8 protein-coding genes and 1 pseudogene are annotated in these 16,418 nt (G+C 62.9%); 1 reads left to right on the forward strand and 8 read right to left on the reverse strand.

Features of this window, described 5'->3' with window-relative positions; genetic code table 11:
- The first annotated feature begins 270 nt into the window (after nt 1-270).
- Nucleotides 271-951 carry a hypothetical protein gene (locus WMF46_RS36255; RefSeq protein ID WP_437981389.1) on the forward strand — a complete coding sequence of 227 codons (681 nt, stop codon included), beginning with the start codon at nt 271-273 and terminating at the stop codon, nt 949-951.
- Between the two features lie 1,291 nt (nt 952-2,242).
- Here WMF46_RS36255 and WMF46_RS36260 read toward each other — a convergent pair.
- The 8 genes and pseudogenes from WMF46_RS36260 to WMF46_RS36295 form a co-directional block, all read right to left on the reverse strand.
- Complete coding sequence (locus WMF46_RS36260; RefSeq protein WP_437981390.1) at nt 2,243-5,371, reverse strand: AAA family ATPase; 3,129 nt, start codon at nt 5,369-5,371, stop codon at nt 2,243-2,245.
- Nucleotides 5,372-5,377: 6 nt separating this feature from the next.
- Nucleotides 5,378-6,055, reverse strand: coding sequence for an ABC-three component system middle component 1 (locus WMF46_RS36265; protein ID WP_437981391.1), 678 nt, complete (start codon nt 6,053-6,055; stop codon nt 5,378-5,380).
- Nucleotides 6,056-6,066: 11 nt separating this feature from the next.
- Entirely contained in the window at nt 6,067-8,316 is a 2,250-nt protein-coding gene (locus tag WMF46_RS36270; RefSeq protein ID WP_437981392.1) for an ABC-three component system protein, read from the reverse strand.
- Between the two features lie 429 nt (nt 8,317-8,745).
- A pseudogene (locus tag WMF46_RS36275) lies at nt 8,746-9,087 on the reverse strand (transposase domain-containing protein); the annotation flags it as partial.
- A 272-nt stretch (nt 9,088-9,359) separates the two neighbouring features.
- Nucleotides 9,360-13,076, reverse strand: a complete 3,717-nt coding sequence (locus tag WMF46_RS36280) for a trypsin-like peptidase domain-containing protein (protein ID WP_437981393.1) — start codon at nt 13,074-13,076, stop codon at nt 9,360-9,362.
- Entirely contained in the window at nt 13,076-13,948 is an 873-nt protein-coding gene (locus tag WMF46_RS36285; RefSeq protein WP_437981394.1) for a hypothetical protein, read from the reverse strand. The genes WMF46_RS36280 and WMF46_RS36285 overlap by 1 nt, the downstream gene beginning before the upstream one ends.
- 101 nt (nt 13,949-14,049) lie before the next feature.
- The gene (locus WMF46_RS36290; RefSeq protein WP_437981395.1) at nt 14,050-14,943 is read right to left on the reverse strand and encodes an AAA family ATPase; all 894 of its coding nucleotides are present in this window, start codon (nt 14,941-14,943) and stop codon (nt 14,050-14,052) included.
- Nucleotides 14,940-16,373: a S1 family peptidase gene (locus WMF46_RS36295; RefSeq protein WP_437981396.1), complete on the reverse strand. Its 1,434-nt coding sequence runs from the start codon at nt 16,371-16,373 to the stop codon at nt 14,940-14,942. The genes WMF46_RS36290 and WMF46_RS36295 overlap by 4 nt, the downstream gene beginning before the upstream one ends.
- Nucleotides 16,374-16,418 lie beyond the last annotated feature (45 nt).

Here is a 16,418-nt window from a genome sequence, read left to right on the forward strand (position 1 = left end):
CTCACAGTTATAGAGTTTCCCATGCCCAAACGGTCCCCTCCACGCGGCATTGTTCTGGACACTTCGTGCGTACGAGGAACGCCACGGCCGGCGCTAACAGCCCTGGCCCGCCGAGGATTCAGTATTCACATCAGCGCGTTGGCGCTCGATGAGTTTGCTGTTCATTTCGCAAATTCATTACCAGACACCGACGTGCTCCGAAAACGGATGCGCTTCATTTCTAGCTTGTTCGAAGGGCCTCCTCGGCTATCGCCAACGCACGGTCCTTTGGTGGACAAGCTTGGAGGACACGCCGAGGGTATTCCGAGGGGGTCGTATGTCGAGTGGCTCCGACTTGCGCAATTGGCTTGGTCGGAGATCTGTTCCGGCAAACCACTATCGAGCGATGCTCGTGGATACGTTGATCGCATCGCCGCCTACGTAGACGACATTGGTTCCCATTTTATCGAAACATCCGCCATGGCGGCATCGCTTGGTGAACTCACCGAAGGCGAGTTGGCTCTCGCTAGGTACTTCGGGCGGTTCATGGATGACATAGTGAACCGGATTCGAATTCCGGGGCATATTTCGGCCGCGGACCGCTTCGACGCTCACTACCGACTTCGCGAACTTCATGGACAACGAGCCCACGCGCGCGCGACGGGCCATCGGTCTGCACACACTGAGAACCACGCGATCGACCTTAACCTGATGCAGCACCTTGCCGAGGGGCTCATCGTCGTCACGCGCGACTACGAGATCATTGAAGAGGTCGATGCTTGCGGCACAGTTCAAGCGCCGTGGGTTCGTACCGTCGGTGAGCTACTTGAAGACCGCGTCCCGGCTGGTCCTCCGTTCGCATACAATGCGAGGAGACGCGCAGCGAAACACGGCGCGCGTCGGCGCGCTGACCTACACATCATTGATCAACGGGCCGAGAAGGTGGCTCGTGAAGAACAAGCATCAAAATGAAGTCCGCTCCTATCCGGGCGCCTCGTCAATGCGGCCTGCTACCATCGGCGCGCCCCTGCGCGCCCTCCGGTGCTGGCGCCAGGTCGAGCAGCCGACCGATCGCCTCGAGGACGACACGAGCCGCCATGTGGTCCCCGAGGGCGACGGTACGGCTGAGGACGTTGGCGAGCGCTGCGAGCACGGCGGTGCGAGGCGACGGGTCGGCCGTCGCGATCTCTCCGGCCTCGGGGCTTGCCGGCTGGGCCCGCGTTGGGCCCACGCCTTCCGAGGGGCTGCGATCCGTCGCCACGCCCCTCCCAAATCCCGGAGGATCCAACGGCTCGCGACGGTTCGCCGCCGCCAATTCGTCCTTGGGCAACGATTTTGTGGTGGCGAACCGGTGCCATTCGTCGCTTTCGCCGCGATTTGGGGCGCACCAGACCACCGATCGACCCCGTTCGGAGGGCATGGACCCAACCCGGGCCCAGCCGCCGACACCCGGGCTTGGAGAGCCGGCGCCGACCGACCCGTCGCCTCGGTCCGCCGTCGTTGCCTCGCTCGCTGGCACCCTGAGCCGTGCCGTCGCGCTCGGGGATGTAGAGGCGGCCCGTGTAGTTCACGAGGCGATCGGGCGGCTGCTCGGGCCGCCGATGGCGCCGGAGAGACGCCTAAGCTCGCACCGACAGTAACCTGCCGTATCGAGACGGCCTGCCTCCGCCCGCAGGCAGAAGGCGGCTGTCTGGCCGCCGTGCTCCCGCGCAGGGGACAACGGCGCCGGTTGTGCGCCGCCGGACAGGGGCAGCTTTCCGTCGCAGATCGGCTGGCCCACATCGCCGGTAGGGAGCGAGTGCCATAAGGACGACTTGCGGTGGCGAACCGACGCGATCCGTTGGAACGACGTTGTGGTGGTGACCGGCGCGATCCGTCGCGTTGCCTTGATTTGAGGGGCACCAAACCGCCGATCGCACCCCGGGCCCAACCAGCTGGACCTAAGCCAGGCGAGCTCGCGACGGTCGAGCCGTCGCCTCGGGCCGCCGTAGTCGCTTCGTTCGCCCGCACCCTGACCCTCACCGTCACGCTCGGCGATGCGGAGGCCGCCCGGGTCGTTTACGAGGGGATCGGCCGACTGCGCGGGGTTCGGGGGCGCTGGAGGGGCGAGCCTGCTCGCGCCGGCGGGTAGCAATCTCTACCGCCGCCGGGAGGTGGCCTTCGCGGATCCGCACCGCCTGCCGAGCGTCCCTGCCGCGACCCGTCTTCTCGACGGCGCCGAGCCTCCGCTCGGTCGTGCCCGCCCCGAGCAGAGCCAACAAATCTATTCATCGATAGTCTGCACCCGCCCCGGATGAATAAATCTGCAGATTGAGCAAGCGACACCCCCGTAGCGAAGCTTTCGCATCATAAAGTCAGCCAGCGAAAGATCGTGAGTCGAAACCACTACCTGATAACCTTCTTCCAGAACCAAATTTCGAACAACATCGATAAAAGCCGCCGCATGAATTATATCATTCTGCTGAAGCGGATCATCCATCAGCAGAGCGCGCCAGCGAGACCACCTGTACACGGCACTCATGGCGAGCAGCAGACTGATCGCCACCTCAGATAATTGCCCCTCGCTCAATAGGTGCGAAGCAGACAGGCCCTCATCGTCCCTCCCAGAAGCATCACGACGCAGCCGGACCCCCATATACAACGAGGTCCCATCACGACGGTTTGTTTTAGGAAGCAACTCAACACGACGAAGAGGAAACGTCGATAGCGCAACATGAAACCGATCGCTGATCGCATTAAACGGAGCAATAACTCGCCTAATATACTGCTCCGTCTCGTCCTTGATCCGCACAGCGACCGTTGCAGCCAGACTCTTAGCGCGCCCGATGCGCTGAACGCGCGCGGCTTCCTGTTCAACCGAAGATCCAAGTCGATGAGTGAGCTCAGATTCACTCATGGCCACATCGAGTCGGCGACACATCTCGGTCAGATACTCATCGACAGATTGTTCAGTCCATCGCGCCTGTTCCCATCGGTCCATCGCGCTGCGAATGTTCTCAAATCTTACCTTAAGCACATTTGACGATTGACTGACTTGGCGAAGAGCCTCGACAGCCACCTGTAGCACGTCGAAGGACGGAGAACCTTGTAGTCCAGAGTTGGACCAACGACGCAACAAGCCATCAAGACGACCTTCAGATTCGATTCTAACATTATCGAGGTCTCTCTGCTCACGGAGCCTCCCCCTGCGATCTTCGAGCTTCTCAGCCAGAGCGGCCTTGGCCCTCTCGCAAACTTCGACTGCGTTACTTACCGCAATGTGCGATTCGTCCAGCTGGCGCTTCAGCACGGGGAGAGCCAACTCCACATCGCCATAAACTTCTCGAATGTGAGCCAGATACTCGCGCTGAAGTTCGATCGTTCGCTCAATCTCATTCACACGCTCGTCAGCGGCACCCGCGCTTCTCCGAGCTCGGCCCAAGGCGTCCGCTGCGGCGCCATGGCTTCGCTGTGCAGCGACCCATCTAGACTCGAGATCTATCACATTCGATCTACGGGCAACTCTATCACCCACGACACCCAATCGTTCGCGAGCATCAGCGTATTGCTTGGCGAGATACGACACAACATTCTCTTCGGGAACGCCTTGTAGGACTCGCATGGCAAGCACAGATTGCCGTTGCGCTTCGACACCTTGGAGAAACCTGCTTGCCACCTCAATCGCCGAAGTCGTAAGTTTGCGCTGGTTGACAAGTTGCTGCAGTTCCAACTTCAAACCAGCAACCGCATTCCTCGTATCGCTAAGACTCTTCTGCACGCTAAGTAGGACCTCGCTGTCAGTGTCCAATACAGCAAGAGCCCGCCTCAGAAGTTCGGCACTTTCATCGAACTTCGTCATGCATACAGGACACGCCGCGGTATGCTCATCGATTCCGGAAACGACAACAGACAGAGCTCTCTTAGTGGCATCATTGCGACTACGAACCTCGTCATATTTGCTAAACAGCGATCGCTCTAACGTCATCTTTTCACGTAGCGCCTCCTCTACAGCAGCGATCTTGCCCGCCAGCTCCTCGTGCTCTCGTTGTGCGTCCCGAAGCTTACGCTCTTGCTCATCCTTAGCAGCAACCGCTGTATGCCAATTCTCAATTTCAGTCGTAGCATATTCGACGTCTCTGACAAAATCCAGAGTCGCTTGATAGACACGCTCGTCGTCTCGCGCTAAAGCGACAGCCGCTTCAGCTTCCATCAAAGACTTAGCGGCTTCCGACGCAACAGACTCACATTGACTCAAATTGTTCCTGAGTTGCTGAAGCTCCTCGCGCGCACTCGTCAAGCTCCGGGCGGCCGATACCGCACGATTTGCAGATTCGAACTCACGCTCCGCTCGTGAATGCCCAGCACGAATCTCTTCGCGTGCCGCGGTTGCTTTCTCGAGATCTGCCTGCAGATGCCGGATCTCTCCATCTGCTGATGCAATTCGCGCTCGCAGCTCGTTCAGCTTCCCAACAACCTCGTCCTTGAGCGCGGATTGCTGACGCCACGCCAGAGGGACATCGTCGATCGACTTGAATCCAAGGTTACGCCGAACGAGCTCTTCCTCTACTTCGTTGATCAAGTTCTCAGTGGATTGGAGGCTGTTGAGCACAGCGTCAAGCGCAAGAGGTCGCAGCCCAAGTCGTTCTCTAATATTTGAAAGTTCCCTGAGCAGCTCGCGCAACTGCTCGCTTGCGGCACTTGGATCGAGTGCACCGAGCGCGCTTACCGAAGCACGATACTCATCTCGCTTGCGCAGCCGCGCGATCCATTGCTCTTGATCCACTCTTGCGCGTCGAAGGTTTCCCTCGGCCTCGGCGAGTAATGTCGATAAGGCCCTAGTTGTTCCTGGTCCAAGGCGATCCCCCGCCCTGGCAAGTCGTTCGAAACCAGCAGGACCTTGAAAGCGAGCCCATCGCTCTTTTGGATCTAAGGTGGTGAAGCGTCCGCCTGTTGGTTGCCCCAGGAAATGAGTCTCCATGAGGTAGTGGCTGAGATCGGTGATCGGGAGGTTCCAGCCTGGGTCTCGAAGCAATTCAATTATTTCTCCCGTCGGCGATGCGCGGACCTCATCGAACTTATCACCTGTTCTACGAACCCATTCACGACACACTTCCTGCGCTTCGCCACCCGGAGCAACAAATCTTCCAACTACGCTGATATTGGATTCGATTCGTCTACCGGTCCTGCGAACGTAGTACGTTCGCGTAGCAGACTGACGTTCTACCTCTGATCTAAGGTCCTCCAGCCTCGCCACCTTGCCGGTCAAAAGCCACTCTATTGCTTCAAATATGGAACTCTTCCCGAGCCCGTTCTGCCCAACTAGAATTGTAACGCCAGGCGCCACCAGGGGGATCGCGAAACCAGGGGAGAAGGTCCGGAAGTTCGATATCTCGATTCGATCCAGATAAATCATATAATTTCATTTACGTTCGCTAGTCACGTCGTCTGGAAGCCCGCGAATCAGCAGCTCGGCAATGTCCTTATCTGAAATTGTTCTGGACTCGAGAACCTCATACCATGTCGCAGGCAGTTGAGCGGCAGCCAATACAACGCGTAATGGATCAAGTTCCTCGGCGTTGCGGGATGCTTCCAACCACGGGCGCGCCATGAATGTTCTGTTGCAGAAGCGAACAGACTCGCGCTTGAGTAGCGAGTCGTCTCCCGGAGGAAGCCATACGAGTTTTCGGCAGATACGCTCGTCACGCTCGAATCGATACTGATTATCTCTCCACTCCTTAATCTCCGCAGAGCCGAGTGGGCCTACAAGAAACAAGTAGAAGTTCTCTTTCTTTGCACTATCAAGCCAGGTTCTGACCTTTGCGGCCTTCTCAAGACAATGAATCAATTGTTGCCCGACAGTATCAGGAGAATCGACATCCTCGCCTAGTGAGGCAATTAATACGGCATACACGTCAACAAAAATGCCGATAGTCTTCAGTGTATCAGTTGGCTCGGCGTGCTTCTGAATTGTTTCGATTGTCCCGCTTCGGTAGTCCCGATGACGCAACGGCTTCGGATCGACTGTATAGGCCCATTTCCGGCTTTCGGCATCCGTGCGTATCGTATCTACTAAAACTTGTACACCTACGTCGGACATGGCATTACCTTTCACGCTAATACTTGGATAGACTGCATGACCCGACGCCTCACCGCTTCGTCTTGAGCTACGATTACTCTTAAAATATGCTTTGCCAGTGCCTCCGGCCCGTTTCGGAGTCCATCCAAAAAGCCCCCATCACGTGGAATGATTGTCACATGAGTGTCATCGCTCCGGCCAAGCGTCAGGTTAATCTCATCGGGTTCGCTAAATCGCCGACTGAGCGCACGAAGTTCACCAGCCGGTCTGCGCGCATGCGCAAGGAATGCGTAACCCGGGGCCCAGATCAAGTGCCCGAAGTGAGAGTCGAGTTCAAATCTTTCGATCAGGCGAAGGCCGAAGAGTTGCGCGTTTTGGCTGGCATGCTTTAGGTTGATGCGATCTCCGCTGCAAGGTATTGTCCCGCGCCTAGTAGCAATCTCAACAGCCATGGCGAACACAACGGCTTCCAGCACGCATGACTTCACTGTTCGTGGACCAAGCCGGATCAGAGCTGCACCTCCATCATGCGAATTCTGAACGTCTGACACTGCAAGCATCGTCGAAAGGAAATGCCTGCGGAACTCGGAGGATTGCTCAAGAGCGGATTTCCAGCTTTGCCACAGTACCTCGACTTCAGGAAGAAAATCGCCATGGATCGGGTATGGAAGTGTTTGGATGCCATTTACGAGACGGGACATAAGATCGTCCAGGCGAGTTGCGATCCACGCATCCATGGCATTATGAATCTCTGTGGCGAGTGCGTCTGCCGCATGAACTTCATCACAAGCAAAGAGATCGTTATTCCACTGTGGTGCATTGTCTAAATCTGACACGCACCATTGCTGTGATGAACCCAGAAGCCCTTCGCGTGGCTCCCACGATTGTTCAGGAGTCCCGATGCAACCGGGCAACCTTCTCGTGATTGCTTCCAGCCAAAGCTTAGGATTCGGTGCATACAGAATACCAATTCCACCGTGTACACCAAGTCGAATGACGGCCTGGCTCAGAGCCTTATGCCTACGCCACGCCGGCTCAAAAACAAGCTCACCCGGCTGCGGCGAAGCTTCGCCTTCAGGCGAGCCCCAGCAAGTTGATATATACACTGTTGGGCTGTGGCTACCGATCCACCTAAGTTGATTGGGCGCGGCCGAGTCGATGCGGATCTTGGGCTTCGGCGCGATATGTACCGCGCCGCGCATAATTGCCGGACCTGGTGTCGCCGTAACGGATGGCGAGGTTGAGTTCAGTTCAGACGAGGACCCGCCATCGGCGGAATCAGTGGGCTGACGTCCACTTTTGGCACTGCCAGAGCGAGGCTTGACATAGCCAGACCGGACAAACGCATAAGCAAAAGCTGCCGCCGAAAAGCACGCGTAGCGCGTCCATGACTCATCTCTCCTCAGACCAACGATGTCACTGATTCCACGAATTGACATGGCTGGATATGGGTGACGCGTCACACGCCCTTTGGCCGCCAGATAAACTCCAGAACTCTCCATTTCAACGGCGCGAATTTGACGAAACAAACGCATCCAGGTCGCGAGGACATCATCGTCCTTTATGAGACGATCACTGGAAGCAACCATGGCTGCGCGCGCGATTGGATTTGTTCTAGGGTTTGTGGCGTGCCACTTGAGTGATTCCCGTACGGAAGCTCTCCATTCCTTGCTGCCATACAGCTTAGTTGTCCTTGGATTGACCGGTGGTTTAGTTAGGGCTATTCGGCTATCGCCTGATGCGCTCCGTATGGTGAGGTGATTCCAGTTGCCCCAGGTTGCCGAATGAACCTGAACCATGCTCGCGAAGTTCTCAACCTCCGGGTGGACTAAGCGGCCTTCCGCTGCGAATTCTGGCGGTCTTCCTTCTTTGACCGCCTCAACGGTAGTATCAACAAGACTTGATGCGAGAACCACGTCACCCAGCGTGAATTCATTCGTCGGAGCGCCCCCGGCGATACCCACCAAAAGTAGCCATTGAGGATCTAGGTCACTGATTATGTCTCTAGCCAAATCTTGAGAGATTCCGTTTCCTTGAGAAGGGCACTTTGTCACGGCCACAACAGCAGCGCTCGACTCAGCCTCGGGCCGGGTCGGAACGCGAATGATTGCATAGTCGCGATTCGCTTTGACGGTCTCACATACGGCTGGGAATTGCTCCAAGACTGCGGCCAACTCCTCATCCTTGATGGTGATGATCGCAAAGTCTACGTTGCCTTTTAGATTTTCGATCGAGGCGAAGGAATCCTCGACCTTCGACGCCCGCAGGGGCGCTTGGTGCATCGGGTCTTGAGAGGGCAAGTGCATCGTTCGCACAGTACCACACTCTGATCTCCAGGGCACGACCAGCCGCAAGCGCTTGTGCGGCTGGGCGGGAGAGGTGGCACACAATGGGCTGTGGTGCACGCACGTGGGTGGCCACAGCATCCGGAGACACTGATCTAATGATCAGTTCCCTGGGAGGATCGAGAATCCTAACGCGCGACAAGCGATCTTGCGTCACCGCTCACACCTTCCTCGGCGTTGCTGTGACCCGAGAGCCGTCGTCTGGGCCGGCGAATGTCGAGTGTTGGCGCTCAGGCTGGTTGATGGTCCGCCGACCAATTCCCTTGATGGTCGTCGCGGCCGCGCTCGGTTGTGATGAAATTGAGCAGATCGGCAAGGGCGGCCGGCAGCGTCGTGTAGCGCACGGTGTAGCCGCTCGAGCGCGAGCATGCCGAGGTTCTGGGCGAGCATGGTCTTGCCGTCGCCGCTCGGACCTCGGAGCAGGACGTTGTGCCCCTTAGCGCCGATGTCGAGGGTCATGAGCTCCTCCCCCCCCCCCGCGCAGGGCCACGGACTGGCCGCGAGCCGCTGACGAGCATCGGCGTGCTCGATGGTCTGCTTCCAGGACTTGGGACCAAGCTCGATGAGACGCTCGGGCGGCCAGGTGGGCAGCAGGATGAGCACGTCGCGCAAGTAAGCCCAGGGCTCGATGCCGTGCAGGGCACAGGAGGCGATGAGCGAGACGATGGTGGCGTTCCACTCGGCGCCGTCATTGCTGCCGACGAAGATCCAGTTCTTACGGTTATGTCGAGCTCCACATAACGGGCCTCATGGGCGAGGCGGTTCTCGCCGCGGGGATCGGGGCCGGTGAGGAGCTTGAGGGCGACCGGGGCGCCACGCTGGGCGAGGTAGACGGCCCGGTACACTGTCCCCATGCCGCCGGCGCCGGCCGGGCGCTCGATGACGAAGCGGTTCGCGAGGACATCGCCGGGCTGCACGGCGTCAGCATGCCTGAAAGAGGCGGAGGGAGGGAGAGCCCTCGTAGTTCGAGATCGTGGGTCTCAGACCGGACGGTGATCCTCGGCGAGCATCTGCGTTATCCACGCCTGGTCGAAGACGGTGGCGAAGATCCGGTTGCGAACCCGGACCAGATCGCCCTCCATCTTGCAGAGACCGATGGAGAGCAGCGTTCGGTAGACCTCGCGATCGGGGAGCCAGTAGGCGTGCGCTCCGCGGAGTATGCCGGCGTAGACCTCCAGCAGAAGGCGCCGATTCTCATACGTACGCACGAGGTGCTCAATCTGCGAGAACGTGGAGACCTCCGCCCGCTCGGCATCGAGCAACTTGTGTCGCACGAGCGACGCGACGCGTTCCGCTCCGTCGACTGCCCCGTGCTGTGACTCGCGCTGGAGCTCGGAGCAAAGAAACCTGGTGAGGTAGGGGTGCCCGTCAGTCCAGGCGAACACGGCTTCCAGGAGCTGTTCCGTCCAATTCGAGCCGATATCCATCACCTCGAACATCTGCGCGACGTCCTCGAACTGAAAATCGCCGACTTGGATCACCTGCAGCGAGGTCGGGTCATCCGGGAGCAGATCCTCTGGCCACATGAAGCTCACCAGGCAGGGAATCAAGGCCGTCTGTTCATCGCCGTTGACGAGGCTCCTGAGGGCAAAGAGAAACTCGTTCTTGAACGACAAGAAACGAATACGGTCGATCTCGTCAAGGACGAGCACGGTGGGGCCGCTGATCGAGCGGCGTAGCGTGTCCACGAGGTTGCGCGCCCAGATTCTCGATAATGAGACGCCCAGTTTGAACACCCTCGGCCGAGCCGCTGGCAGCCTGAGATCCTTCAGGATGGCGCTCGTGAGCGCGCTCAACCATGCGCCCGTGTCCTCGACCTCGGCGAGGAAGGAGAGATCGACCACCGCACATCGGATCCCACGGCGTTCGAGCTTTCGAGCAGCGTGGCGTACCAGGCTGCTCTTGCCGCTCTGACGAGGCGCGATGACGTAGCAAGCCCGGAGCGAGGACAACGTCACCAGGAGTTCCTGATCGGCGCCGCGTTCGATGTAGAAGGATTCCGTCTCGCCCGGGCCGCGCACCTCGACAGGCGTGAGCAGATCGCGCACATTGCCGCCGAAGCAAGCGTGGAGGTGGAGGAACTCGGGGTTGTCGGGCGCCGGTCCGACGTACCCGGTGAGGTGCCCGACCACCCGTCCGTTCACCTCCACGGGTGCTCCGGCAAGGCCTCCGGCAAGGGCTCGGGAGAAGAAGGGGCACTCCAGCAGCAGGAACACGGAGGCGCCGGGCTTCACGTCGCCTACCACCCTCCCTTCGAGCCGAAGGCCACCGTCGCTGGGCCAGCGCGCCATCCATCGCTCGCCCGTGTTCGCGCCTGGGGCGAGGTCGACGACCTCGACCGGAGCGGGTTCATCGAGGCGGAGGAGCGCGACCCCACGTTGCGGATCCAGCTCGGAGAGCTGGGCAGATCGGGTCCCGTGGCGGAAGGCCAGGGTGGTTCGCTCGCCGGCTTCGTGGAAGAGGGACGCGGAGGTCGCAGCCAGCGTCGGCGTCACCAGGTACGCAGTGCCCGTCACGCCGCCCTGCACGATGGACGCGCACGCGGGCAGGAAGTCGCTCTGCTGCGGCCCGAGGAGGTCGCGCACGGCACCGGCGGGGCACGCGAAGAGATCGCGCTCCCCTCCGTGCGCGACGAGGTGACCGACGACCGCGTCGCCCAAGAACACGGGCGCTCCGGTCATGCTCTGCAGAGAATGAACGAAATCGTCCGTTTGGAGGAGTTTCAGGACAGGCGACCCGGATCGATCCGCGTTCCCGATGAATGTGCCGAAGAGCGAGACTCCATCCGCGCGGTTTGAAGCAAAGCCGAAGAGCGTCAGCCCATCTTGGGGCGCAACGCCGCGCGCGAGCGAAACGGGCTCGACGCCATCGGGTGGATGGGCAAGGCGGAGCACCGCGCAGTCCGTGCCAGGGTCGACGCGGAGCACACGGGCATCGATGGCGAAGTCCATCCCGGCCCCAAACCGGAGCTGGACATCGGAGAGCCGTCGCTCGGGACCGACGCCATCTGCCACGACGTGCGCGGCGGTTACGGCGAGCTCCGTATCGACGAGGTACGCCGTGCCAGTCCACCAGTGCTCACCGGGCCTGAAGAGGCGCGCGCATGCACGCGATACCTTCGCGAGGTCCGTCGGGCTCTGCACTGTCGGGGCCGGCGGCGGCGGTTCCGCCATGACCAAACGCAGCAGTGCAGCAACGGCGTCGACGTCGGATACGAATATGCGGGTGACCGTGAATCCGGGGGCGACAAGGCTGGACCCCTCGGCATGCCGGATGTGACCCACGACATTCCCCCGGACGAAGACAGGAGCGCCAGCGAGGCCGTCGCGGACCGGGCGCGAGGCGAGCTCGGTGAGCAGCCCTCTCTTCGCGTCTACCGTCGGGAGCTCGAAGATGCCGCTCGCGTGCGCGATCTTCGTTGCGTCGAGCGGCCCCTCCAGCAATATCGGCTCGCCCTCCCGGCTGAGGCCCCGCGCGCGCCACCAATCCTCGCTCTTGATGACCCCGGTGAGATCGTAAGGACGGACGTGGTCAATGGGCGCGTCGAGACGGAGGAGCGCGGCATCCACCTCGCGATGCATCGCTACGACCCTGGCCTGGCGATCGACACCGCTCACGACGACCCACGCGGACTCCTCCGTCCCTCGGAGCGCTTCCGGGGTAATGTGTTCGCGCTCCTCCTCGAACGGATAACTGCACGTTGCCACGAGATCCGGCGCCACCAAGTAGCCACCGATGCGCCTCCGGCCGCGGACAACGACGCGCGCGCAGCCCTGGAACAGCTCGTGATTAGGCTCAGGCGTGTGCTCGGCGTCGGGCGCGGGCGCCTCCTCGCCGGCAGGCGGTGATTCCACGAGGTAAGCCCGGCCATCCAGGGTATCCAGGCGCACCGTGGCTCCTGTGACCTGCACCTCGGTCCACCCCTTGGGCGCCAGAGCCACGCTGATCGGCGCGCCGGTTGAGGTCACCTCCAGCACGACCGGCCGTGTAGCTGGCACCTCGATCGTCCCCGGGCCCGCCGCCGTCGCCGGACGGAGGCGCAGCGTGTCGGCTTCGCGTTCAAGCGCCAAATGGGCCGCACCGAGGCCCTTGAGCACGCTCGGCGAGATGCCACGCAGCGCCGCGGGCGGCGGTGTGATGGCCGGCACCGAGGTGGCCCTCAGGGTCGCGCTCGCGACGAACAGCAACATCCAGAAGGCGGGGCTCTTACGGGCCGCAGGCGGGAGCCGCGGCAGCGCTCGAAGCGCCCACGCCGAGAGGTCCTGGCACCGGCTCGCATCGGTGAGCATCGCCGCCAGCACCTGCTGGAGCTTTTCGGTGATCTGATCGTGTCCGCCTGCTGACAGCGCCAGCCAGGTGATCTCCTCCTCCAAGCGCACGATCTGCGGCAGCACGCGGTGGACGCCGCGAACGACCGCCCAGGCACGGTAGACGCCGCCCGGGATCTCGGTCCTCAGCAGCGCCGCGACTTCGGGGAACAGCACGATGGCGCCGGGGCTGCGGATCTCGACGATCTCGCTGAACCAGAGATCCGACTCCGCGGACACGTCTGCCCCCGGGAGCAGTTCCAACCGGAGCGCGCGTAGGAGCTCGGGCTCGATCTTCACCGCCACCGACGCGAGGCGCGCAAGATCGGCAGCGTCGCGGTTCCTCTGCTCGAGAAGCTCCACGAACTCGCGGGCGACCTGTACGTCCATCACCGCGCCCCGCCGGTGTGGCCGAGCGCGCGCCGCGCCGCCGCCAGGGTGGTCGAGCGATCCCAGGATATCAGCGGGAACACCGAGGCCAGCGCGTGCGGGAAGCGGTGCGGCGGCGCCGGGACGAGGGCCACAAGCCGGCAGCCCGCCTGGCGGTTCAGGCGCGCGAACAGGTGCCACTGCTCGACGAGGGCAGCGGGGGTCGTGTCCGGTGCGTGGATGCCGATGTCCGTGAGCGCCACGACCGTGGTGCCCGGCGCCGGCGGGTGATACCGGCGCCACTTCCGCCGGGCGCCAGGGCCTGCCTCGAACGGCACCTCGGCGAAGTAGAGGAGCGTCGTCACGCTCGCGCCCGCGAGCGCGCGAATACCCGCCGCCAGCTCGGCGGCGTCGCGCGTGAAAGGCATCATGCCGGTCCCGCGGTCTACGAGGATTTGCACGCCGGCGCGCAGCGTGGGGCGCGGGCGCCGAGGCACGGTGTCCACGGGCCGGCCGCGCGAGATGCGCTCGACCAGGCGCTCGCTTTCCACCTCGCCCTCCGGGTGCAACGTGGAAATGAGGGCGGACACGAGGCTCCGCGACCCGGCCGGCTCGAACAGCGGCTGGAGCGCGGGGCGCGCAGGGGCAGCCTCGTCCGCTGAGGGGGACGAGAGCGGCCGCGAGAGCCACGGCGGATCGAGCTCGGGCGTGGCAGGCGCCGGGAGCGGGACGATTGTCAGCGACCTGCGTTCCACAGACGGCAGCGGCTCCACAGCGGGCGGGTGCTCGTCATCCGGCGCGCGCGGGAACGGAGGGAGCGGCTGCTCGACCGGAGGCGATAGGGGAGGCGTCGCGCCCGCCTCGGCCGACGCCGACTCGCGCGGTCGGATCATGATCTCCAGGAGGGCAGCGATTGACTTGGCGGTCGTCGCGTCAGCATGGAGGCGACCCACCGCGCGCACGAGATCGCCGAAGCCAACCGGAGCGCTGCGCGTCACGCAGCACCCCGCGCGCGCGACGCGTGCTTCCACATCGCTGCTTCCACCACGGTCCGCCACTCGGCGGCTTGTGTATCCGTGATCCCGAGCGCTAGGCACGAGCGCACGGCGTCGATGGTCTCGGCCGTGCTGGGCGGCCGCAGCTGCGCGCCTTTTGCGTCGCGGGTGAGCTCCTCGTGCACGTCGAGGATCCCCTCGAGCAGGGCTTCGGGCGCTCCGGGGAAGTGCGCCTGCGCGATCTTCTTCATGCGCGGCCGATCCGGTGCATGAATCTCGAAGACGACGCAGCGGCGGACGAACGCGGACGGCAGATCGCGCTCGCCGTTCGTCGTGATGATCAGGAAGAGATCGATCCCGGGCTGCGCCTCGACGCGACGGCCCAGCTCGCGCACGAAGAACCAGCGCTGGTCGAGGACGACGAGCAGGTCGTTGGGCACGTCGGGGTCGGCTTTATCGATCTCATCGAGCAGCACGACGAGCCCCTGGTCCGGCGCGGGCTGGGCAGGGACACCCGTGCCCAACTGCTGTGCGCTGGAGGCGTTGAGCGCCCGCCACAGGATGCCCGGCTCGACGTAGTGGGCGTCGTCCCGCCTCGCGCCCGCCTGTACGTCGGCGAGGCGGCGTACGACGTCGAACCGATAGAGCAGATCCTGCGCCTGCGTGCGGGAGGTGATGACCTCCTCGTCGTAGTTGCGCTCGAGGCAGAGCGCGACGTTAAGCGCCAGCGAGGATTTGCCCGCTCCGGGGGCGCCCCGCAGCAGCAGCGGTCGCCTGGCGGCCAGCGCGACGTTCACGGCGAGCTCGAGACCGGGCTCGTAGACGTAGGGCGAGGCGCCTTCCGGCCGCGCGCTGGCCTGGGTGGCAGGGTTGAAGATGGGTGTGTAACTCATGGCGGCTGTCCTCCGAGGGCACGGTAGGCGTCATCAAGTCGCTTCTGGGCGCGGAGAAAGGCGCGTTCCTGCGCGGCTTCGTGCTCGGCCACGAGGAGCGGCTCGACGACCACCACCGTGGGGTACTCGGCCGGGAACTCGGAGGCGACGGTCTCGCCGGCAAGGAACACGAAGCGCGCCGTGGCGAACCGGGCCCGCAGCGCCGCTGAGACAGCCGGCGCCGGCAGCGGCGGGGGCACCACGACCACGAGCGGCGGGTCGTCGTGTCCGTAGTCGTCGAGCTCGCTGTCCAGTTCGTCCTCGGGACAGTTGAGCGCGTCGGCGAGCACCGCCTTGACCTGCGCGATGATCGCCGCGGGCTGCCCCTCGGCCCCGATGTTGTTGACCGTGCGCAGGTACTTCTTCCAGCCCGGGTACGAGGCGCCGGCCCGGAGGACGTAGCGCTCGCCCGTCGCCGGCCGCGTTGCGTTCACGCAGACCGCCCGCCTGTCCACCTTCTCCGAGAACGCCTGCCGGAGCCGGTCCGCCGCGTGGCGGTGTACAGAGCAGGCGGCGATGATCTCGAGGATCCGCAGCGCGTTCGGCTTCGGCACACCTGCGACGATCTTCTCCAAGGCGGCACACGCCTCCTTCACGCCGAGCTCGAGGAGCTGATGCGCCACCTCGCGCACCAGCTGATCTGGAGAAAGCGCGCCGGACGGGATGCCGAGCGCCCCGACCAGCTCCGGCAGGAGGTGCGGGGCGGCCGGCTGGAGAAACTGCGCCACGTAGGGCGCGAGCTGGGGCCTCTCGGCGGGCAGCGTGAGCTCGCAGCAGCGCGCCGCGATCTGGGCGATCGACCTCGCGTAAAGCGTCCCCTCGCGGGCCGTCTTCAGCTCTGGCGCGTCCTCTTTCATGTTGGCGTTCAACACGATGCCGACAGCGCGCCCGTGCACGATGCACGGGCTCCCCGACAGCCCCCTCACGCGGCTCGACTCACCCGCAGAGGCTTCCTCGCTGAAGAGCTGGATCCTGCTGCCCAACGAGCGGACCACCCCGCCGTAAACCTGGCCGCGGACGGGTGCGGCGTCCGGGAACCCGTAGGTCTCCCAGCGCAGCTCGTACCCCGGCTCGAGGCGCGCGAGCTGGAACGCGGCGGCTCCTTCTGGGACAGCCTTGCACCTGAGCAGCGCCCAGTCCTCCGCGGCGCTGAACCTGTCAGCCACCAGCTCCGCGGTCGTGACGAACGGCTCCTGATCGCCAGGATCGCCGAATGCGAGCCGGATCGTTTTGGAATACAGCTCGCCGGTCTTGCGATCACCGATGGCGTGGAACGCAGTCAGCAACCCCCCTCCCTCCGCGACGAGGAACCCGGTCCCGCGACTGGTGCCTGCACTGGAGGTGACGGACACGCACGCAATGGCTCGCTTCTGAACTGTGTCGAGGGGCATGACGCGATCGGCCTGGGCGTGGATGCGTGGGAGGTAGGGTTATAC

Source organism: Sorangium sp. So ce117 (assembly GCF_051524395.1).
Taxonomy (GTDB): domain Bacteria; phylum Myxococcota_A; class Polyangia; order Polyangiales; family Polyangiaceae; genus Sorangium; species Sorangium cellulosum_B.

Bases quoted from the DNA above. Each gene is read 5' to 3' on its own strand.
- WMF46_RS36260 (WP_437981390.1), bottom strand. From the start codon at position 5,371: ATGATTTATCTGGATCGAATCGAGATATCGAACTTCCGGACCTTCTCC.
- WMF46_RS36265 (WP_437981391.1), bottom strand. From the start codon at position 6,055: ATGTCCGACGTAGGTGTACAAGTTTTAGTAGATACGATACGCACGGAT.
- WMF46_RS36270 (WP_437981392.1), bottom strand. From the start codon at position 8,316: ATGCACCAAGCGCCCCTGCGGGCGTCGAAGGTCGAGGATTCCTTCGCC.
- WMF46_RS36280 (WP_437981393.1), bottom strand. From the start codon at position 13,076: ATGGACGTACAGGTCGCCCGCGAGTTCGTGGAGCTTCTCGAGCAGAGG.
- WMF46_RS36285 (WP_437981394.1), bottom strand. From the start codon at position 13,948: ATGATCCGACCGCGCGAGTCGGCGTCGGCCGAGGCGGGCGCGACGCCT.
- WMF46_RS36290 (WP_437981395.1), bottom strand. From the start codon at position 14,943: ATGAGTTACACACCCATCTTCAACCCTGCCACCCAGGCCAGCGCGCGG.
- WMF46_RS36295 (WP_437981396.1), bottom strand. From the start codon at position 16,373: ATGCCCCTCGACACAGTTCAGAAGCGAGCCATTGCGTGCGTGTCCGTC.